This is a genomic window from Streptomyces olivoverticillatus, from assembly GCF_014203555.1.
GTDB lineage: Bacteria > Actinomycetota > Actinomycetes > Streptomycetales > Streptomycetaceae > Streptomyces > Streptomyces olivoverticillatus.
In genome coordinates, this window is the sequence record NZ_JACHJH010000001.1 from 525,217 (window position 1) to 543,913 (window position 18,697).

Consider the following 18,697-nt stretch of genomic DNA (forward strand, 5'->3'; position numbering starts at 1 on the left):
GGGGTGCGCGCCCACCAGGGATTCAACCAGGTCCCTCCGACAGGAGGGCTCAGTGGGAGGCGGTCGCCCGCTGCTGCGCCGCCTCGGGCTGCGCCGGGGCGGCCGGTGCGAAGGAGCGGGCGGTGCGCAGCAGCGGCGGGAGCACCGGTGCGTCGGAGGGGCGCAGCAGGGCCGCGGCGAGGAACGGCGTCGCCGCCGGGGCGGCGAGCGACCGTGCGGGGCCGCGCTGCTCGGCACGGGCCTGGCCCGGGGTCATCGCCAGCGATGTGGTGGCCGTGCCGGCATCGCCGCCCCGGGCCTGGGCGACCTCCCCGGGCGACCCCAGCGGCTGGGCCCCGACCAGGGCGAAGGCCGCCAGCGAGACGGCTCCGGCGGCCGCGAAGGCGAAGCGGCGCCCGCGCACGGAGCCGCGCTCGGCCTCGTGGATGCGAAAGCCCCGCTCACGCGGCTGCGGACCGACGGCCGGGAGAAGGACGAAGGTCTCGGCGGCGCCGCCTCTTCCCCGGCCTTCGGCATCGTCCTCCCCGTCGCCGGCAGGGGGGCCGAACCGTCCGCCGCCCTCGCCCGTGCCCCCGCCGGGCAGGCCTTGCAGCCGGGCGAGCAGGGAATCGGACAGCGGCGGCGGTGCCGCCTGCGCGAACGCGTTCTTGAGCCGACGCTGCGCATCGGCTTCGGCTTTGCATTTCCAGCAGGTGGCGAGGTGCGCCAGCACCCGCTCCCGCGAATCGTGTCCCAACTCCCCGTCGACCAGGGCCGCGAGGCGGTCGCCGAGGTGGTGCTCGGCGGGGGACTGACCGCCTGAACCGGTCACGCGATCCCTACCTCCCCACCCAATGCAACGCCGGGGGCCACTCCCGCCACGGCGCGCTGTTCGGCCCGGGCGGCGGGCGAGCGGTGCTGGAGCGCCTTGCGCAGGTGCGAGCGGCCGCGGTGGATGCGGCTGCGCACGGTGCCGAGCTTGACGCCCAGGGTCGCGGCGATCTCCTCGTAGGACAGCCCCTCGATGTCGCACAGCACCACGGCCGCGCGGAACTCCGGGGCGAGGGTGTCGAGCGCCTGCTGGACGTCCGCGTCGAAGTGCGTGTCGTTGAAGTGCTGCTGGGGGGAGGGCTCACGGCTGGGGAGCCGCTCGGCGGCGTCCTCGCCCAGGGCGTCGAAGCGGATGCGCTGCCGGCGCCGGACCATGTCCAGGAAGAGGTTGGTGGTGATGCGGTGCAGCCAGCCCTCGAACGTGCCCGGGGTGTACGTGGACAGCGAGCGGAAGACCCGGACGAAGACCTCCTGGGTGAGGTCCTCGGCGTCGTGCTGGTTGCCGGTGAGGCGGTAGGCGAGGCGATAGACCCGTGCGCTGTGCGTGCTGACGATCTCCTCCCAGGTGGGAGGCGTCCACGCCGACGGATCCGCATCGGTGGCGAAAGTCGCGGTGGTTGCGGAGCTGGTGGCGTGGGAACTGTCAGCGGTGTAGGTCACGGATTTCGGCTCGGCAGCGGACCTGAGGAAGCGCCTGAGCACACCTCGGCGGTCGCCACCCGCAGCCGCACCTCCCCTGTCGGCTCTGGTGGTGTCCAGTGGAGCCCCTACCATATCCACCTCGCCCGTTAGCTCCGGATAAGCATTTTTGACCCGCTTTTTGGTCTTGGGTCGCCGCATGCCGCCCCGGCACCGGAACACCGGCCTCCGCAAGGCTTTGCGCGCCCCTCCCGCCCTTTTCAACGCCCGGTCCCATCTGCGGGTTCCCGCGGGCAGCGGATACAGTCACGGTTGCGTCACTACGGGGACAGGAGAGGGCCATTACCGGCAACCGGTGGACGAACTGGGCGTTCGCCGATGCGTACGGCGTCGAGAATGCCCACGATGCTGCTTTGGGCTGGGCCCGTGACCGGGCCGTCGAGGCAGGTCTTTGCTCGGTGTCGTCCGGCACCGGCGCCGCCCTGCGCATGCTCGCCGCCGCCGTGGACGCCAAGGCCGTCGCCGAGATCGGCACCGGCACCGGCGTCTCCGGCATCCATCTCCTGCACGGCATGCGCCCCGACGGCGTGCTGACGACCGTGGACAGCGACCCCGAGTGCCAGCAGTTCGCCCGGCAGGCGTTCCGCGCCGCGGGCTTCGCGGGCAACCGGGCGCGCTTCATCCCCGGCCGCGCGCTGGAAGTGCTCCCGCGCCTCGCCGACGGCGGGTACGACCTGGTGTTCTGCGACGGCGACCGGCTGGAGTACCTGGACTACCTAGCCGAATCGTTGCGCCTGCTGCGCCCGGGCGGCCTGGTCTGCTTCGAGGGCGTCTTCGCCGACGGCCGTACCGTCGACTCCGCCCAGCAGCCCGCCGAGGTGCAGCGGCTGCGCGAACTGCTGCGGGCGGTGCGGGAGTCCACCGTCCTGGTGCCCTCGCTCCTGCCGGTGGGCGACGGCCTGCTGTGCGCCGTCACCCGCGGCTGACCCCGGAACCGGACGGGCCCCCAAAGGCCCCCAAAGGCTCCCCGAAATCGCTCCGGACAGGCCACTGCCCCGGACCGGGCGGACCGCCGGCTGCCGGGGCAGTGCGAAAATTGTGGGCCGCGCCGTGCGTCAGCCGACGACCTTCTTCAGGGCCTCACCGAGTTCCTCGGCTTCCTGCGGTGTGAGCTCGACGACGAGACGACCGCCGCCCTCGAGCGGAACCCGCATGACGATGCCCCGCCCCTCCTTGGTCACCTCGAGCGGGCCATCGCCCGTCCGCGGCTTCATGGCCGCCATGCTCGTTCCCCTTCCTGAAACCAGCTCATCGTCAGCCGACCGACCCTTGATGGGCACGCTTCACCGGCATCGAACACATTGCTTCCAGGCCATTATCCCGCATCGCACGACCCAATGACCAACATCGGTCTGCATCCCTTCGGCAACGCGCGCCCGCAAAACCACCCAATTCGGCGATCACGGTGTACCGGGACACCCCCCTCGGGCGGGTGAGGGGCCCGGATTATTTGACGCAGGTCACATATCGGCTCCGGTTGATCTCCGGCATGCTGAGCGCTGACCTCCCCCATGGCCTCAACGGCATGGGGGTGCCCCCAGCCACAGCCGACCGAGGGAGGGACCGCACCATGGCCGACACCGTGCTGTACGAGGTGTCCGACGGGCTCGCGACGATCACGCTCAATCGTCCCGACGCCATGAACGCGCTGAACACGGAGGCCAAGGCCGCCCTGCGCGACACCCTGCTCCAGGCCGCCGCGGACCCGGCCGTCCGGGCCGTGCTGCTCACCGCCACCGGGCGCGCCTTCTGCGTGGGACAGGATCTCAAGGAGCACGTCGCCTCGCTGGCGGCCGACCACGAGAACGGCACCCGGACGACCATGGACACCGTCCGGGACCACTACAACCCCATCGTCACCGCGATCACGCAGATGCCGAAGCCGGTCGTCGCCGGGGTCAACGGCGTAGCGGCGGGCGCCGGGGCGGGCTTCGCCTTCGCGGCGGACTACCGCGTCGTCGCGGACACGGCCGCCTTCAACACCTCCTTCGCCGGGGTCGCGCTCACCGCCGACTCGGGCGTTTCGTGGACCCTCCCCCGCCTCGTCGGCCGCGGCCGCGCCACCGACCTGCTGCTCTTCCCGCGCAACGTCGAGGCGCAGGAGGCGTACGAGCTCGGGCTCGCCGACAAGGTCGTGCCGGCGGCGGAGCTGGCCGCGGAGGCCGCCGCGGTGGCCCGGCGCCTGGCGTCCGGTCCGACGGCCGCCTATGCGGCGATCAAGGAGTCGCTGGACTACGCAGCCGGGCACTCGCTGGCCCAGGCGCTGGTGAAGGAGGAGGAGCTGCAGGCCCGCGCGGGCGCGTCGGAGGACCACGACATCGCCGTCGCGGCCTTCCTCAACAAGGAGAAGCCGCGGTACGTGGGCCGCTGAGCGCCTCAGTCGCCGGACGGGCCGCCTGCCGCCCGCCCGGCGATCGAGGGGCGCACATGGCAGCCCGCCACGTGGTCGTCGACCAGCCCGCAGGACTGCATCAGGGCGTAGGCCGTCGTCGGGCCGACGAAGCGGAAGCCCCGCTTCTTGAGGTCCTTCGACAGGGCCGTCGACTCCGGCGTGACCGCCGGAACGTCCGAGGGCGCCCGCGGCGCACTCCGCGGGGCGGGGGCATAGGACCACACCAGCTCGTCGAGCTCCCCGGGAGCCAGCTCCGCGGCCACCCGGGCGTTGCCGATCGCCGCCGCGATCTTCGCGCGGTTGCGGATGATGCCCGGATCCGCCAGCAGCCGCTCCGCGTCCGCCTCCGTGAACGCGGCCACCTTCTCGATGGAGAAGTCCGCGAACGCCGCACGGAACCCCTCGCGGCGGCGCAGGATCGTCAGCCACGACAGGCCGGACTGGAAGCCTTCCAGGCATATCCGCTCGTACAACGCGTCGTCACCGTGGACCGGACGGCCCCACTCGGTGTCGTGGTAGATGCGGTAGTCCTCATTGGCCTCGGCCTCCAGGCCGGGCCAGGGGCAGCGCGGCAGCCCGTCCGGCGCGGCGATCACCTGCTTCGCGCTCATGCGCCCTCACCCTCCCGCTTCTCGTCCCCGTGCGCTTCCGGCTTCGCATCCTCGACGAGGGCGCGGTCCGCTCCGGCGGCCGCCGCCTGCGCCCCGGCCAGCGCGGCCTCCAGCTCGGCGATGCGCGCATCCCGCTCGGCCAGCTCCGCGCCCAGCCGGTCCAGCACGTCGTCGGTCTCCGTCATGCGGTAGCCGCGCAGGGCCATGGGCAGGCGCAGCACCTCGACGTCCGCGCGGCCCAGCGGCCGCTCGGCGGGCAGCCGCCAGGCCATCCGGTCCTGCTCCGCCTCGGGCAGCACCTCGCCGCTCCCGCCGCCCGCGACGGCCAGCGTGACCGCCGCGACCACCACGACCAGCGCGATGAGCAAGAACCAGAACACAAGCATCTCCCCATCAGCCAAACCGTCCACCCCGATCGTGCCATGCCCCACCGACAGTTAAGGTCGCTGGCGGACCTTGGAGAGGGAGTACGGGAAATGCTGCGGCTGGGACGACGCGAGTTCGACGCTCACGAACCGGTGATCATGGCGATCGTCAACCGGACGCCTGACTCCTTCTACGACCAGGGGGCCACCTTCGCCGACGAGCCCGCCCTGGCGAGGGTGGAGCAGGCGGTGGCCGAGGGCGCGGCCATCATCGACATCGGCGGCGTCAAGGCGGGCCCGGGCGAAGAGGTGACCGCCGAGGAGGAGGCCCGCCGCACGGTCGGTTTCGTGGCCGAGGTGCGCAGGCGTCACCCGGACGTGGTCATCAGCGTCGACACCTGGCGCCACGAGGTGGGCGAGGCCGTCTGCGAGGCGGGCGCGGACGTGCTCAACGACGCCTGGGGCGGGGTGGATCCCAAGCTGGCCGAGGTCGCCGCCCGGCACGGCGCGGGCCTGGTGTGCACGCACGCCGGCGGCGTCCAGCCGCGCACCCGGCCGCACCGGACCTCCTACGACGACGTGATGGCGGACATCCTGCGGGTGACGCTGGGCCTGGCCGAGCGGGCAGTCGAGCTGGGCGTGCGGCGCGACGGCATCATGATCGACCCGGGGCACGACTTCGGGAAGAACACCCGGCACTCGCTGGAAGCCACCCGGCGGCTGGGCGAGATGGCGGAGACCGGCTGGCCGGTGCTGGTGTCGCTGTCCAACAAGGACTTCGTCGGCGAGACGCTGGACCGGCCGGTGAAGGAGCGGGTCCTGGGCACCCTCGCCACGACGGCCGTCTCGGCCTGGCTCGGTGCCCAGGTCTACCGCGTCCACGAGGTCGCCGAGACGAAGCAGGTGCTGGACATGGTGGCGTCCATCGCCGGCCACCGTCCCCCCGCGGTGGCCCGGCGCGGACTGGCCTGAGCCGTCAGGGCGTGTCCGATGGGTCAGCACCGGCCCCACTGACCCATCGGACACGCCCTACGCCCCGGCCCCGGCCTCCTTGGTGACGACCCCGATCGCCTCCTCGACCTCGTCGGTCACGTGGAACAGCTGGAGGTCGCGCTCCCCCACCTTGCCCTCGGCGACGAGCGTGTCCCGCAGCCAGCCGACCAGTCCGGACCAGTAGGCGGTGCCGAAGAGGACGATCGGGAAGCGGGTGACCTTCTTGGTCTGGACGAGCGTGAGCGCCTCGAAGAGCTCGTCCAGGGTGCCGAGTCCGCCGGGCAGCACCACGAACCCGCTGGCGTACTTGACGAACATCGTCTTCCGGACGAAGAAGTAGCGGAAGTCGACGCCGAGGTTCACGTACGGGTTGATGCCCTGCTCGAAGGGGAGCTCGATGCCGAGGCCGACGGAGACGCCGCCCGCCTCCATGGCTCCCTTGTTGGCGGCCTCCATCGCGCCGGGCCCGCCGCCGGTGATCACCGCGAAGCCCGCCTCGACCAGCCCGCGCCCGATGGCCACCCCGGCCTCGTACTCCGGCGTGTCCCGCTGAGTGCGCGCCGAGCCGAACACGCTGATCGCGGGGGGAAGTTCGGCGAGCGCCCCGAAGCCCTCGACGAACTCGGACTGGATGCGCAGCACCCGGAACGGGTCCTCGTGCACCCAGTCGGCCGTCCCACGGGTGTCCAGCAGGTGCTGGTCCGTGGTGCCCGTCTGCATCTGGCTCTGCCGTCTGACGACCGGCCCCCGGCGCTGTTCACGGCGCGCCCGCCCCTCGGTGTTCGTCATTACCCTGCTCCCTTCCCCAGGGTCCCCGGCCTCGGCCGGGGACGGGTCGTCGGATCGCCGCGGCTCAGCGTAGGCCCGCCGCGGCGGGCGGGTGGCTGCCTCAGCTCGTCAGCCAGGACCGCAGCCGCTCCTCGCAGTGTGTGATGCGCTCAGTGACCACGTGCTCGTCGCGCTTGTGCGCGTAGATCGGGTCACCGGGCCCGTAGTTGACCGCGGGCACGCCCAGCGCGCTGAAGCGGGCGACGTCCGTCCAGCCGAACTTGGGCCGCGGCGTGCCGCCCACGGCCTCCATGAAGGCCGCGGCGGCCGGGTGCGAGAGGCCGGGCAGCGCCCCGCCGGAGTGGTCGTCGACGACGAACTCCGTGACGCCGCAGTCCGCGAAGACCTCGCGGACGTGGGCAAGCGCCTCGTTGCCGGTGCGATCCGGGGCATAGCGGAAGTTCACCGTCACGGTGCACTCGTCGGGGATCACGTTGCCCGCGACGCCGCCCTCGATCCGCACGGCGTTCAGGCCCTCGTGGTACTCCAGGCCGTCGATGACGGGCCGCCGCGGCTCGTAGGCGGCCAGGCGGGCGAGGATCGGGGCGGCGGCGTGGATGGCGTTGGACCCCATCCAGGCGCGCGCGGAGTGGGCGCGCTCGCCCGAGGTGCGCAGCAGCACCCGCAGCGTGCCCTGGCAGCCGCCTTCGACCTGGCCGTCGGAGGGCTCCAGCAGGACGGCGAAGTCGCCCGCGAGCCACTCCGGGTGGGCCTTCGCGACGTGCCCGAGGCCGTTGCGGTCGGCGGCGACCTCTTCGTTGTCGTAGAAGACGAACGTCAGGTCGCGGTTGGGCTCGGGGACAGTCGCGGCGATCCGCAGCTGCACGGCGACGCCCGACTTCATGTCGCTGGTGCCGCAGCCCCACAGCACGCCGTCCTCGTCGAGCCGGGACGGCACGTTGTCCGCGATGGGCACGGTGTCGATGTGCCCGGCGAGGACCACCCGCTCGGCACGCCCGAGGTTCGTCCGCGCCACCACGTTGTTGCCGTACCGGTCGACGGTGAGGTGGGCAAGGGCGCGCAGTTCCCGCTCGATGGCGTCGGCGAGTGCCTTCTCGTCGCCGCTCTCCGAACGGAAGTCGACGAGGCGGGCGGTGAGGGCGCCGGCGTCGAGGGACAGGTCGAGTACTGGGTGATCCATGCCGCGAGCGTAACGCTCCCGGCATGCGCCTGTATCGGCCGAATGGCCCGGTCCCGCCGCAGGTCCGGCGGCACCGGCGGCGGGTCACTCAAGTAACGTGACCCGCATGTCCCGGATCTCCGTCACCCCCCGTGGCCGACTGCTGCGCATCGTGGCCGCCTGCGCCGTGTTGCTGGCGCTGATCGGCTACGGACTGGCACAGCTGCTGACGGGCGGCCCTGGGGCGCCGCGCTGCACGGTCCGCGCCAATGGGCAGTCGTACTCGCTCTCGCCGGAGCAGGCGGTGAACGCGGCGACGATCTCGGCCGTGGGTGACGCGCGCGGGCTGCCGGAGCGGGCCGTGACGATCGCTCTGGCCACGGCGATGCAGGAGTCGGGGCTGCGCAACATCCACCACGGCGACCGCGATTCGCTGGGCCTGTTCCAGCAGCGGCCGACGCAGGGCTGGGGCTCGGCGGCGCAGATCACCGACCCGGTGTACGCGGCGGGGAAGTTCTACGACCACCTGGTGCAGGTGCCGGGCTACTCGCGGCTGCCGCTGACGGTGGCGGCGCAGAAGGTGCAGCGCAGCGGCTTCCCCCAGGCCTACGCCAAGCACGAGCCGGACGCGACGCTGCTGGCGTCGGGTCTGACCGGCCGGGCGGAGAGCTCCTTCAGCTGCACGACGAGCCCGGGGGACGGCAAACCGGGCAATCCGTCGGCGGTCCGGGCGAAGTTGAGCCGCGAGTTCGGCACGACGGTGCAGCCGGCCGTAACGGGCGGCGGGGGCGCCGGCGCGGCCCGCCGCGGTGCGGGGCGGACCCTGACGGTGCCGGTCGGGCCGGTGCAGGAGGCGCCGGACGACGCGCCGGGGCGGCGCGGCTGGGAGCTGGCGTCGTGGGCGGTGGCGCACGCGAGCGAACTGCGGATCGAGAGCGTTGCCTTCGACGGCCGGGTGTGGACGGCCGAGGACTCCCGGGACGGCTGGCGAAAGAGCGGGACCGCAGGCGCCTCCGGAGACTCGGTGCGCATCACCACACTCGGCTAGAACCACGCTCGGGCAGAACCCGCTCGGGTGGAACGGCCGCCGTCGCGGCCGTTCAGGAGTGCGAGCGGCCCCCCTTCGGGGCTATGCGCGGAATACGGGAGTTGCCGCCCGGCATGCCGTCCGCACGCGCTCTCGAATCACCCCCGATTACCTTGTGAATAAAGGCTTTCCAGCCTTCCGCACCCCTTGGCGGCCTGCCCCGTTTGCCGGGTTTTCCGCAGAGCCGATAATGCGATGCATTGCAAACTCTTTACCTTGGCCCACCGCAACCTTCGAGGGACTCACGCGGTAGTCACTGCGTCCGCACGGCGGACAGCAACCGACTCCTCACTCCGTCAAAGGAGCAACATGTCCCTCCCCCTCACGCGTCGGATCGCCCGGGTCGCCCTGCTCGTCGCAGCCGGTGCCGCTCCCGTCATCGGCGCGGCCGGCTCTGCGAGCGCCGCGGACCTCGTCAAGGCTCCCGACCTCAACGGGCTGAGCGCGGTGGACAGCGCCAACCTGGGCAGCAGCCTCGACTCGACCTCCCACCAGGCGGACTCCGTGGCGACGGGCGTCGGGCAGAAGGCCGTCCACACCACGACCAGCACCGTGGCCAAGGCCGGCAAGGGCCACATCCCGGCCGCCCAGAAGGTCACCGGCCAGCTGACGGGCGCCGCGGGCTCGGCCGTCGGCAGCGTGGCCAAGACCGCCACGAAGGGCGGCCTGCCCACCGGCGCGCTGCCGGCGCCGGGTCTCCCGATCGGCGGCTGACCCATCCGAGCGGAACGCCGCAGGGGGCCCGGGATTCATCTCCCGGGCCCCCTGCGCGTGTCCGTCCGTCTGCTCCTGCCGGTGGTTCCTCAGCCGGCCAGGCGGCGGACCGCCGCCGCCACGCGCTCGTCGGTCGCCGTGAAGGCGATCCGGACGAACCGCTCCCCTGCCACGCCGTAGAACTCGCCCGGCGCCACGAGGATGCCGCGCTTGGACAGCTCGCCGACGGTGTCCCAGCAGGGCTCGTCGCGCGTCGCCCACAAGTACAACGACGCCTCGCTGTGTTCGATGCGGAAGCCCGCGCCCTCGAAGGCCGTGCGCAGCGCCGCACGGCGGTCGGCGTAGCGTGCGCGCTGCTCGGCGACGTGCGCGCTGTCGGCCAGCGCGGCGACGGTGGCGGCCTGCACGGGAGCGGCGACCATCATGCCGCTGTGCTTGCGGACCTGCAGCAGCTCGCCCAGGACGGCGGCGTCACCGGCGATGAAGGCGGCGCGGTAGCCGGCCAGGTTGGAGCGCTTGGAGAGCGAGTGGACGGCGACGATGCCCTCGTACGAGCCGCCGCAGACGTCCGGGTGCAGGACGGAGACCGGGTCGGCCTCCCAGCCCAGCTCCAGGTAGCACTCGTCGCTGAAGAGCAGCACGCCGTGCTCGCGGGCCCACTCGACCGCCCGGCGCAGCTCGTCCTTGGACAGCACGCGGCCGGTGGGGTTGGAGGGCGAGTTGAGCCACAGCAGCTTCACGCCCGCGGGGTCGAGCTCCGTCGGGTCGTCGTAGACGACGGGCTCGGCGCCTGCCAGGCGCGCGCCGACCTCGTAGGTCGGGTAGGCGAGGCGGGGGTAGGCCACCTTGTCGCCCGCGCCCAGGCCGAGCTGGGTCGGCAGCCAGGCCACCAGCTCCTTGGAGCCGACGATCGGCAGCACGTTGGTGTGGGCCAGGCCCTTCGCGCCCAGGCGGCGCTCGGCCCAGCCGGTGAGGGCGTCGCGCAGCGCGGCCGTGCCCCACACCGTGGGATAGCCGGGGCTGTCGGCGGCGGCGGCGAGCGCCTGCCGGATCACCGCGGGCACCGGGTCGACCGGGGTGCCGACCGACAGGTCCACGATGCCGTCGGGGTGGGCGGCGGCCTCGGCCTTATACGGCTCGAGCCGGTCCCAGGGGAAGACGGGGAGGCGGGAAGAGACTGCGCTCACGGTGTTCGCTCTCTTGCTCTGCGGGCTTGCGCTGGGGGGTGGGAAACACCGCGGCCCCGTACGGCGTGCAGGCCGTACGGGGCCGCGGCGGCGCCGGTCGAAAGATCAGTGCTCGCCGTCGTTCTGCGGGGGCAGCGCGGCGATGAAGGGGTGGTCGCGCTCGATCAGACCGAGCTTGGAGGCACCACCGGGCGAACCGAGCTCGTCGAAGAACTCGACGTTCGCCTTGTAGTAGTCCTTCCACTCCTCGGGAGTGTCGTCCTCGTAGAAGATCGCTTCGACCGGGCAGACCGGCTCACAGGCACCACAGTCGACGCATTCGTCCGGGTGGATGTACAAGGACCGGGAGCCCTCGTAGATGCAGTCGACGGGGCACTCCTCGATGCACGCCTTGTCCTTCACGTCGACACAAGGCTGCGCGATGACGTAGGTCACGCTGTCGTTCCTCCTCGGTAGGGCTCATCTCGCGCGGGAGCGCGGCGTCGTCGATGCCCACACCTAGTATCTCCCTCCCCGGGCACACGACGAACAAGAGGGGCGGGCAGAGCTGTGGAATTCACCACGGGCGGAAGGCTGGAAGTCCGGATCACCGCGGCAGATGTCGGGAAAAGGGTATCCGTTCGGCGACGACGCGAACCCGGACGGTCACCGGAACGGTTCACCGACACGGTCGGCACGCTCACTTACTGGAAAGCCGGTGTGCTGCGGATCACACGCAGGACTGGGGAAACAGTTGAAATCCCCGAGGCCGATCTCGTCGCCGGAAAGGTGGTGCCGACGGCGCCCGCCCGGCGGCGCGGTCCGGCGGCGACGGTGCGCGAGCTCCAGGAGATCGCCGCGCGCGGCTGGCCCGCCCGCGAGAGCGAGCGCCTGGGCGGCTGGCTGCTGCGCGCGGCGGGCGGCTTCACGGCCCGCGCCAATTCGGTCCTGCCCCTCGGCGACTGCGGGCTGCCGCTCGCCGAGGCGCTGGAGCGGGTCGGCGCCTGGTACGCCGAGCGCGGCCTGCCCGCGTGCGTACAGATCACGACGGGCGATCCGGAGGCGGACGAGCGGCTGGACGCGGAGCTCGCGGCGCGCGGCTGGAGCGCCGAGCGGCACGCGCTGATGCGCACGGCCGCGCTGGCACCGCTGGCCGACCGGGAGGCGGACGCCGCGAAGGTGCTGCTGAGCCGGGAGCCGGACGAGGCGTGGCTCACGGCGTACGGGCGGACCGGCGGCGCCGGCGCCGAGGACGCGAGGGCGGTGCTGACCGGCGGACCGTCCGTGTGGTTCGCCACCGTGCCCGGCGCACCGGGCGAGACGCGGCCCGCGGCGATAGCGCGCTGTGTGATCGACGGGCGCTGGGCGGGGTTCGCCGCCCTGGAGGTGAGCCCGGACCGCCGCCGCGAGGGGCTGGGCACGCTGGTGATGGCCCGGCTGGCCCAGCAGGCGCTGGACGAGGGTGCCTCGGCGGCATACCTCCAGGTGGAGAACGGCAACACGGGAGCCGCCGCGCTCTACGACGGCCTCGGCTTCACCACGCATCACGCCTATCACTACCGCCGTGCCCCACTGCAGTAGCCGCAGTCGCACCATGGATACCGGCGGTGGCACTGTCACCGCCCCGAGCGGGTACGAGGCACGCATGTACGACGACACCCATGGCCGACGGCGGTGCTTTGCCGAGGCGGCGCGGGACGACCGCCCCGACCTCGCGCTGCTGTGCCTGCTGATCGCGACGGAAGCACAGGGGAAGCCGGGCGAGGAGACGGTCGACGCGGCGCAGATGGAGCTCGACCGGCTGGCGGGGCTGCTGCCCGCGCTGGGGCGGCAGGCGGAGCCGCGCCGCTGGGCGCAGGCGCTGGCCGAGCTGCTCGGCCAGCGCTGCGACTTCCACGGCTCGCCGGCCGACTACCGGCGGCTGGAGTCCTCGCTGCTCGACGAGGTGCTCAGGCGGCGGCGCGGGCTGCCGATCCTGCTGTCGGTGGTGTGGATCGAGGTCGCCCGGCGGGCCGGGGCGCCCGTGTACGGCGTGGCGCTGCCCGGGCACTTCGTGGTGGGGTTCGGCGATCCGCGGGGGCACCATGTGCTCGCCGACCCGTTCGAGGGCGGGCGCGTGCTGTCGGAGGAGGACGCGAGCCTGCTGGTCGCCGGGGCCACGGGGGCCCCGCTGTCCCCGGCGATGTTCTCCCCGGCGCAGCCGCTGGAGATCGTGCTGCGGGTGCTGAACAACATCCGCGCCTGGGCCGCCGCCCGCCCCGAGCGCAGCGACGTCCAGCTCTGGGCGGTGGAGCTCTCCCTGCTGCTGCCCACGCACCCGGCACGGCTGCGCTACGAGCGCGCGGAGCTCCTCGTCGAACGCGGCGACTTCGCCCGCGGGGCGCGCGAACTGGAGGAGTACGCGGACGTGATCGCCCCCGTGGAGCCGACCGTGGCCGAGTCCGTCCGCCACCAGGCGCTGGCCGCGCGGGCGATGCTGAACTGACTCCGTCACGGTTCGGAGGTTCGCCAGGGGTGCCGGTGGTTCGGCACCGCCGGACCGCGCCACGGGGGTCGCTCGCCGTCGCGGCGGGACGAAGAGGCATCGCATGCCTCTTCACTGGGCAGTGGTGCCTAGAGCCAGCCCTTGTCGCGGGCGATGCGGACCGCTTCCGCGCGGTTGCGGGCGCCCGTCTTCTGGATGGCTGTGGAGAGGTAGTTGCGGACCGTGCCGTGCGAGAGGTGCAGCGCCTTGGCCAGCTCCGCGTTGGTGGACCCGTCCGCGGAGGCGGTCAGCACGGCCCGTTCACGGTCCGTCAGCGGATTCGCGCCCTCCGCGAGGGCCGCCGCGGCGAGCGTGGGATCGATGACGCGCTCGCCCCGCAGCACCCGCCGCAGAGCGTCCGCGAGCCGCGCCGCCGGGGCGTCCTTGACGAGGAAGGCGTCCGCGCCGGACTCCATGGCCCGGCGCAGATATCCGGGCCGGCCGAACGTCGTCAGGATCACGACCTTGACCGCCGGCAGCTCCCGGCGCAGCAGATCCGCCGCGTCCAGGCCGGTCATGCCCGGCATCTCGATGTCCAGCAGGGCCACGTCGACGGGCGTGGTGCGGGCGGCGTCCAGCACCTCGTCGCCCCGGGCCACCTGCGTCACGACGTCGATGTCACCCTCCAGCCCGAGCAGCGCGGCCAGCGCTTCCCGGACCATCGACTGGTCCTCGGCGAGAAGGACCCTGATGGCCTTTCGGCTGTCCTGCGGGCTTTCGGGCTGTGCTGTCACAGCGACAGGGTAGGACGCCGGGCCCGACCCGTGCTCACGGCTGTGGCTGCACCTCGGGAGCGACCCGGCGCGAGAGCGGCACGCACGCCCGCAGCCGGAAGCCGCCGCGCGCCCCGCGCCCGGTCTCCAGCCGGCCGTCGGCCAGGGCCAGCCGCTCCGCCAGGCCCGTCAGGCCGTTGCCGTGCGGCCGCTCGGGGCCCTGGCCGTCGTCGGCGACGGTCAGCCACAGCCCGTCCCCCGACTCGCCGAGCGTCACCTCGCAGCGGCGCGCGCCGCTGTGCCGTACGACGTTGGTCACCGCCTCCCGCAGCGCCCACGCCAACGCGCCCTCCGCGTCCGGCGGCAGATCAGGATGGCCGGCCGAGGCGTTGCCGAGGTCGGCGTCGATGCCGGCGGCGGCCAGCGCCGTGCGGGCCCCGGCGATCTCGGCGTCCAGCGTGGGACGGCGAAAGCCGCTCACCGCCTCCCGCACGTCCACCAGCGCCTGCCGGCTCACCCGCTCGATGTCCGCGACCTGCTGGGCGGCCTGCTCCGGCTTGTCGGGCAGCATCCTCCCGGCCAGCTCGCTCTTGAGCGTGATGACGGAGAGCGAGTGCCCCAGGAGGTCGTGCAGGTCCCGGGCCAGCCGCAACCGTTCCTCATTGGCCGCGAGATGAGCGACCGTCGCCCGCGCCTGGCGCAGCTCCCGCATGGTGCGGCTCATCTGGACGACGGCCATCATGGCCACGCCGCCCAGCAGGGTGGGCAGCACCAGCAGCATCTGCGCTTCGATGCGAGCGCCCTCGATCCTGCTGATCCCGAACACGCAGGCGGCCACGAACGGCACCACCCGCAGCGCCCACTTCATCGGCAGCAGCACGCCGCTGGAGATGGAGACGTAGATCAGCAGCACCAGCCACGGCACCCCCAGCGTCAGCGAGAGCACCGTGGCCAGCACGAACAGCACGGCCAGTATCGAGATCTGCCAGCGGGCCACCCGGTAGGGACCGCGGGCCATGACCAGGAAGAGATAGATCGCGAGGAAGCTGCACAGGCCGATCCAGCCGAACACCGTGGCGCCGCTCGAATGGTGCCCCTCGGTGAGGTCCTGGACCACCGCGTACGAGTACGACATGTACAGGACCGTCCAGCAGCCCTTGGCCAGTATCTGGCGCCAGTCCTCGGGCGCCTGGCCGATCCGCACGAACCCCTCGTTCAGGAGCGGGTCCAGCTTCGCCGCGCTCTTGCGCTCACTCATGTCCGCAGTCTCTCCCCGGTCAGTGGTCCGCCGTGCTGACGTGGCATCAGGCCTTGTGCGTGTCCTTGCGGTACAGCCAGGCGGCGCCACCGGCGAAGATCACCAGGTAGACGGCCAGGATGGCCACGTCCTTCATGTGGGGGGCGTTGCCGACCTCGATGGACTGGCCGAGGGCGGCGTAGGCGTGGGTGGGCACGTACTCGGCTATGTTCTGCAGCCACTTCGGGAACTGGCTGGCGGGGAACCAGAGGCCGCCCAGCGCCGCCAGCAGGAAGTAGATCGCCATGGACAGGGGCCGCACCGCGTCCCCGGTGGCCGTGTAGCCGATGGCCACGCCCAGTGCCGCGAAGACCAGGCTGCCCGCCCAGATCACGCCGAGCAGCGAGGCCCACTGCCACGCGTCCAGCCGGACGTCCTTGGCCACCGCGGCGACCAGGAAGACGGCCACGATGGCCGGCAGCGACACCACGGACGCCGAGGTCATCTTGGACATCACATAACCGTGGCCGGGCAGCGAGGTGAGGCGCAGCTGGCGGACCCAGCCCTTCTCCCGCTCCTTCGCGATCCGCTCCGCGTTGCCGATCAGCACCGAGGTGAGCGCGCCGAAGGAGGCCATGGAGACCATGTACAGCACCGGGAAGGTCAGCCCGGTGTCGCCTATCTTGTCGTTGCCCTTGGCGCTGGAGGAGAACACCAGGTACAGCGCCGCCGGGTACAGCACCGAGAAGAACATGAACTTCTTGTTGCGCAGGGTGCGCGCGATTTCCAGCTTGATCAGGGTGTTCATCGGGCCGCCTCCTCGGCGGTGGCAGCGTCGGTGATGGCGATGAAGGCCTGCTCCAGGCCGAGGCCCGCGACCTCGAGGTTGCGCGGGTAGAGGCCGAGCCCGTAGACGGCGTGCACGGTGGCGTCGGCGTCGCTCGACTGGATGCGGACCGTGCGGCCGCTGATCTCCAGCGCGGTGAGGAACGGCAGCTCGTGCAGGGCGGCCTCGCTGATGTGCCCGTCCAGGTCGAAGACGATGCGGCGGGCGCCGGCCTTGGCCTTGATCTCGGCGGCCGAGCCGTCGGCGATGATCCGGCCGCGGTGCAGCACGATCACGCGGTCCGCGATCGCGTCGGCCTCTTCCAGGTAGTGCGTGGCGAAGAGGACCGCCCGGCCCGCGTTCGCCTGCTCGCGCATCACGGACCAGAACGCCTGGCGCGCGGTGACGTCCATGCCCGTCGTCGGCTCGTCCAGCACGATCAGCTCGTTGGCGCCGGCTGTGGCCAGCGCGAAGCGCACGCGCTGCTCCTGGCCGCCCGAGAGCTTGTTGACCATGCGGTCGGCGATCTCGGTGATGCCCGCCCGCTCCATCACCTCGTCGACCGGGTAGGCCTGGCGGTGCAGGTCGCACGCGAGCTTCACCAGCTCACGGACCTTCACCTCCTCCATCAGGCCGCCGGACTGGAGCATCGCCCCGACCTTGCCCTGCTCGATGGCCTGCTGCGGGGTGGTGCCGAAGAGCTCGACCCGGCCCGCGTCGGGGTTGCGCAGCCCCAGCAGGAGGTCGAGCGTGGAGGACTTGCCCGCGCCGTTGGGGCCGAGCAGGGCGACGGTCTCGCCGGGGTAGAGCTCCAGGCTCAGATCGGCCACGGCGCGCACGTTGCCGTAGCTCTTGTTGACGTTCTCGAAAGTGACCACGGGAGCGCCGGTCCGGCGCCCGTCCCCCGTGTACGCGAATGCAGTGGTGGTCATGAACGTAATCTTCGCTGGTCCGCGGCGTGCCCCGGCAGTGTCAGCCGTCGTGCGCTGAAGATGACAGATGTCATGGACGGGCCGATACCGGAGGGTCCGGCCACGACCTCGCGCGGAACATGGACGAGCCCCCCGTGCCGGATGAGGCACGAGGGGCTCGCGAGATGCGCAGGGCGCAGCGATCAGCTCAGCGGGATGACTCCCACGCGCTCGGCCGGGTTCTTCGAGCGCAGCGCCTTGCCGAGGGCACCGGCGACGTCCTGCGGGGTGACGGGCTTCTTGGTGCCGTCGCCGCGCTGGATGAGGACGCCGTTGAAGGCGCTGCCGTAGAGCTCCTTGAGCGCGTCGAGGTCGTAGTTCTCGACGAGCTTGCCGTCCACCTCCTTGACCGAGAGGATCTTCGGCAGCGAGCGCTCCGGGCCGAACTGGATCTTGTGGGCCGCGTCCGTCTGCACGGTGACCAGACCGGACATGGCGGGCTCCGCGAAGCTCTTCATCATCCGGTCGACCTCGGCGTTGCTCACCTTCGGCTGCTGGCCGGAGCTGGGCAGCGCCACGGGCTCGTCCTTGCCGGTGGCCGCGCGGTCGCGGTAGGCCTTCGAGACGGCCTTGACCGCCTGGTCGACATCGATGCCCTCGTGCGCCTTGCCGTAGACGGCGACGGCCTTGCCCGGCTCGAACTTGATCGTGCCGTCCCCGGACGCGCCCGTCTCGCCCGAGACCGTCTTGAGCGCGGCGGCGATCTTCTCCTCGTCCGCGATCACGGCGGGCTCGGCCTCGTGCGTGCGGCCGACGAGCGAACCGATGACGGTGAGCGGGTTGTAGTCCCGCCCGGCCGCGTTGCGCACGGTGGCCTGGGTGTCGATGGACAGCCCCGCCACGGCCGGCTTGAGGTCGGCGGTCTTGCCGCCGACGGTGACCTTCAGCGGCGCGGTGGCACGGTTGCCGAGCGCGGAGTCCAGCGCCTGGACGGCGGCCTCCTTGCTCTTGCCGCCGATGTCGACGCCGAGCACGGTCGTGCCGTTGGGCACGTCGGCGTGGTCCAGGAGCAGACCGGCGCCGTACGCGAGGCCCACCAGGCCGACGAGCGCGCCGCCGACCAGGACCAGCTTGGAGCGGCCCTTCTTCTTGGGCGCGGCCTTGGCCTGGCTCTTGCCCTTCGCCTTGCCCTTGCCCTTGCTCTCGGCCTGCGGCGCGGCGGGCGCGGGCACAGGCGGCGGAACGGCGGGGCCGGCCGGCTTGGGCTTGGGTACGGGCACGCGGGGCGCGCCGCTGTCCACGGGCGCCTTCCGGGCGCCCTGGCCGGCCGCGGCGGGCACCGGCGGCACTCCACTGACCAGCGTCTCGCCGGACACCTGGCCGGCGGCCTGGGCGGGCGCCTTGGGCCCGCGCTTCTTCTTCCCCTTGCCCTGCGCGGGAGCGGCGGGTGCGGCCTGGGGCTGCACCGCCGGGAAACCGGCAGCGGGGGTGTCCGCACGGCCGCCGGGGACGGCGCCCTTGCCGGGGCCGCCCACCGCCGGGAAACCGGCGTGCGGGGTGTCCGTGCGGCCGCCCGCGCCCGGCGCGGGGAACTGCTGGGTGGACTCCACACGGGTCCACTGGCCCTGCTGCGGGGCGTTGCCGGTCGCGGTGGCGTTGCCGCTCTGCCAGGGCGTGGCACCGGTCGTCGAGGGGTCACCG

General features: G+C 72.5%; 20 protein-coding genes and 1 pseudogene. 7 read left to right on the forward strand and 14 right to left on the reverse strand.

Going from position 1 to position 18,697, the window contains the following annotated elements; all coding sequences use genetic code 11:
- Positions 1-49: 49 nt before the first annotated feature.
- Both FHS39_RS02385 and sigE read right to left on the reverse strand, forming a co-directional pair.
- Positions 50-811 (reverse strand): zf-HC2 domain-containing protein, encoded by a 762-nt coding sequence (locus FHS39_RS02385; protein WP_184346055.1) that lies wholly within the window; start codon positions 809-811, stop codon positions 50-52.
- Positions 808-1,584: an RNA polymerase sigma factor SigE gene (sigE, locus tag FHS39_RS02390; protein ID WP_078847808.1), complete on the reverse strand. Its 777-nt coding sequence runs from the start codon at positions 1,582-1,584 to the stop codon at positions 808-810. Before sigE ends, FHS39_RS02385 begins: the two co-directional genes overlap by 4 nt.
- A 206-nt stretch (positions 1,585-1,790) precedes the next feature.
- Here sigE and FHS39_RS02395 point away from each other — a divergent pair, with 206 nt between their 5' ends.
- Positions 1,791-2,435, forward strand: coding sequence for an O-methyltransferase (locus tag FHS39_RS02395; RefSeq protein ID WP_343069367.1), 645 nt, complete (start codon positions 1,791-1,793; stop codon positions 2,433-2,435).
- Between the two features lie 129 nt (positions 2,436-2,564).
- Here the strand turns inward: FHS39_RS02395 and FHS39_RS02400 are convergent, their stop codons facing one another.
- Positions 2,565-2,732, reverse strand: coding sequence for a DUF3117 domain-containing protein (locus FHS39_RS02400; protein WP_086831452.1), 168 nt, complete (start codon positions 2,730-2,732; stop codon positions 2,565-2,567).
- Between the two features lie 347 nt (positions 2,733-3,079).
- Here FHS39_RS02400 and chcB point away from each other — a divergent pair, with 347 nt between their 5' ends.
- A complete protein-coding gene (chcB, locus tag FHS39_RS02405; RefSeq protein WP_184346056.1) occupies positions 3,080-3,880 on the forward strand; it encodes a 2-cyclohexenylcarbonyl CoA isomerase in 801 nt (266 codons plus the stop codon).
- Between the two features lie 5 nt (positions 3,881-3,885).
- On the opposite strand, the gene FHS39_RS02410 is transcribed toward chcB, so the two are convergent.
- Positions 3,886-4,512, reverse strand: coding sequence for a DNA-3-methyladenine glycosylase I (locus tag FHS39_RS02410; RefSeq protein ID WP_184346057.1), 627 nt, complete (start codon positions 4,510-4,512; stop codon positions 3,886-3,888).
- A complete protein-coding gene (locus tag FHS39_RS02415) occupies positions 4,509-4,892 on the reverse strand; it encodes a cell division protein DivIVA (RefSeq protein WP_184346058.1) in 384 nt (127 codons plus the stop codon). Before FHS39_RS02415 ends, FHS39_RS02410 begins: the two co-directional genes overlap by 4 nt.
- A 96-nt stretch (positions 4,893-4,988) precedes the next feature.
- Between FHS39_RS02415 and folP the strand changes: the two genes are divergently transcribed.
- Complete coding sequence (gene folP / locus FHS39_RS02420) at positions 4,989-5,849, forward strand: dihydropteroate synthase (protein WP_184346059.1); 861 nt, start codon at positions 4,989-4,991, stop codon at positions 5,847-5,849.
- A gap of 57 nt (positions 5,850-5,906) precedes the next feature.
- On the opposite strand, the gene FHS39_RS02425 is transcribed toward folP, so the two are convergent.
- Positions 5,907-6,659, reverse strand: coding sequence for an LOG family protein (locus FHS39_RS02425; protein ID WP_045933384.1), 753 nt, complete (start codon positions 6,657-6,659; stop codon positions 5,907-5,909).
- Between the two features lie 100 nt (positions 6,660-6,759).
- On the reverse strand, positions 6,760-7,839 hold the full coding sequence (dapE, locus tag FHS39_RS02430; RefSeq protein WP_184346060.1) for a succinyl-diaminopimelate desuccinylase: 1,080 nt from the start codon (positions 7,837-7,839) through the stop codon (positions 6,760-6,762).
- 106 nt (positions 7,840-7,945) lie between these two features.
- On the opposite strand from dapE, the gene FHS39_RS02435 reads away from it, so the two are divergent.
- Both FHS39_RS02435 and FHS39_RS02440 read left to right on the forward strand, forming a co-directional pair.
- Entirely contained in the window at positions 7,946-8,866 is a 921-nt protein-coding gene (locus FHS39_RS02435) for a VldE C-terminal domain-containing protein (RefSeq protein WP_184346061.1), read from the forward strand.
- A gap of 348 nt (positions 8,867-9,214) precedes the next feature.
- Positions 9,215-9,619, forward strand: a complete 405-nt coding sequence (locus FHS39_RS02440) for an ATP-binding protein (protein ID WP_184346062.1) — start codon at positions 9,215-9,217, stop codon at positions 9,617-9,619.
- Positions 9,620-9,708: 89 nt separating this feature from the next.
- On the opposite strand, the gene dapC is transcribed toward FHS39_RS02440, so the two are convergent.
- Together dapC and fdxA are read right to left on the reverse strand one after the other, a co-directional pair.
- Positions 9,709-10,806, reverse strand: a complete 1,098-nt coding sequence (gene dapC / locus FHS39_RS02445) for a succinyldiaminopimelate transaminase (protein ID WP_184346063.1) — start codon at positions 10,804-10,806, stop codon at positions 9,709-9,711.
- 105 nt (positions 10,807-10,911) lie between these two features.
- Positions 10,912-11,241: a ferredoxin gene (gene fdxA, locus FHS39_RS02450; protein ID WP_045933389.1), complete on the reverse strand. Its 330-nt coding sequence runs from the start codon at positions 11,239-11,241 to the stop codon at positions 10,912-10,914.
- Between the two features lie 114 nt (positions 11,242-11,355).
- Between fdxA and FHS39_RS02455 the strand changes: the two genes are divergently transcribed.
- The gene (locus FHS39_RS02455) at positions 11,356-12,366 is read left to right on the forward strand and encodes a GNAT family N-acetyltransferase (protein WP_184346064.1); all 1,011 of its coding nucleotides are present in this window, start codon (positions 11,356-11,358) and stop codon (positions 12,364-12,366) included.
- Between the two features lie 64 nt (positions 12,367-12,430).
- Complete coding sequence (locus tag FHS39_RS02460) at positions 12,431-13,270, forward strand: transglutaminase family protein (RefSeq protein WP_184346671.1); 840 nt, start codon at positions 12,431-12,433, stop codon at positions 13,268-13,270.
- A gap of 128 nt (positions 13,271-13,398) precedes the next feature.
- Here the strand turns inward: FHS39_RS02460 and FHS39_RS02465 are convergent, their stop codons facing one another.
- The 5 genes and pseudogenes from FHS39_RS02465 to FHS39_RS02485 all read right to left on the reverse strand — a co-directional run.
- Positions 13,399-14,043 (reverse strand): response regulator transcription factor, encoded by a 645-nt coding sequence (locus FHS39_RS02465; protein WP_343069319.1) that lies wholly within the window; start codon positions 14,041-14,043, stop codon positions 13,399-13,401.
- A gap of 34 nt (positions 14,044-14,077) precedes the next feature.
- Entirely contained in the window at positions 14,078-15,280 is a 1,203-nt protein-coding gene (locus FHS39_RS02470) for a sensor histidine kinase (RefSeq protein WP_184346065.1), read from the reverse strand.
- A 46-nt stretch (positions 15,281-15,326) separates the two neighbouring features.
- The gene (locus FHS39_RS02475) at positions 15,327-16,067 is read right to left on the reverse strand and encodes an ABC transporter permease (RefSeq protein ID WP_184346066.1); all 741 of its coding nucleotides are present in this window, start codon (positions 16,065-16,067) and stop codon (positions 15,327-15,329) included.
- Positions 16,064-17,017: an ABC transporter ATP-binding protein gene (locus FHS39_RS02480; protein WP_184346067.1), complete on the reverse strand. Its 954-nt coding sequence runs from the start codon at positions 17,015-17,017 to the stop codon at positions 16,064-16,066. The genes FHS39_RS02475 and FHS39_RS02480 overlap by 4 nt, the downstream gene beginning before the upstream one ends.
- Positions 17,018-17,199: 182 nt before the next feature.
- Positions 17,200-18,697 (reverse strand): annotated as a pseudogene (locus FHS39_RS02485) (hypothetical protein); the annotation flags it as partial.

Excerpts from the sequence above, each read along its gene's own strand:
- sigE (WP_078847808.1), bottom strand. The coding sequence starts at position 1,584 with ATGGTAGGGGCTCCACTGGACACCACCAGAGCCGACAGGGGAGGTGCG.
- FHS39_RS02400 (WP_086831452.1), bottom strand. The coding sequence starts at position 2,732 with ATGGCGGCCATGAAGCCGCGGACGGGCGATGGCCCGCTCGAGGTGACC.
- chcB (WP_184346056.1), top strand. The coding sequence starts at position 3,080 with ATGGCCGACACCGTGCTGTACGAGGTGTCCGACGGGCTCGCGACGATC.
- FHS39_RS02410 (WP_184346057.1), bottom strand. The coding sequence starts at position 4,512 with ATGAGCGCGAAGCAGGTGATCGCCGCGCCGGACGGGCTGCCGCGCTGC.
- folP (WP_184346059.1), top strand. The coding sequence starts at position 4,989 with ATGCTGCGGCTGGGACGACGCGAGTTCGACGCTCACGAACCGGTGATC.
- FHS39_RS02425 (WP_045933384.1), bottom strand. The coding sequence starts at position 6,659 with ATGACGAACACCGAGGGGCGGGCGCGCCGTGAACAGCGCCGGGGGCCG.
- dapE (WP_184346060.1), bottom strand. The coding sequence starts at position 7,839 with ATGGATCACCCAGTACTCGACCTGTCCCTCGACGCCGGCGCCCTCACC.
- FHS39_RS02435 (WP_184346061.1), top strand. The coding sequence starts at position 7,946 with ATGTCCCGGATCTCCGTCACCCCCCGTGGCCGACTGCTGCGCATCGTG.
- FHS39_RS02440 (WP_184346062.1), top strand. The coding sequence starts at position 9,215 with ATGTCCCTCCCCCTCACGCGTCGGATCGCCCGGGTCGCCCTGCTCGTC.
- FHS39_RS02460 (WP_184346671.1), top strand. The coding sequence starts at position 12,431 with ATGTACGACGACACCCATGGCCGACGGCGGTGCTTTGCCGAGGCGGCG.
- FHS39_RS02470 (WP_184346065.1), bottom strand. The coding sequence starts at position 15,280 with ATGAGTGAGCGCAAGAGCGCGGCGAAGCTGGACCCGCTCCTGAACGAG.
- FHS39_RS02475 (WP_184346066.1), bottom strand. The coding sequence starts at position 16,067 with ATGAACACCCTGATCAAGCTGGAAATCGCGCGCACCCTGCGCAACAAG.
- FHS39_RS02480 (WP_184346067.1), bottom strand. The coding sequence starts at position 17,017 with ATGACCACCACTGCATTCGCGTACACGGGGGACGGGCGCCGGACCGGC.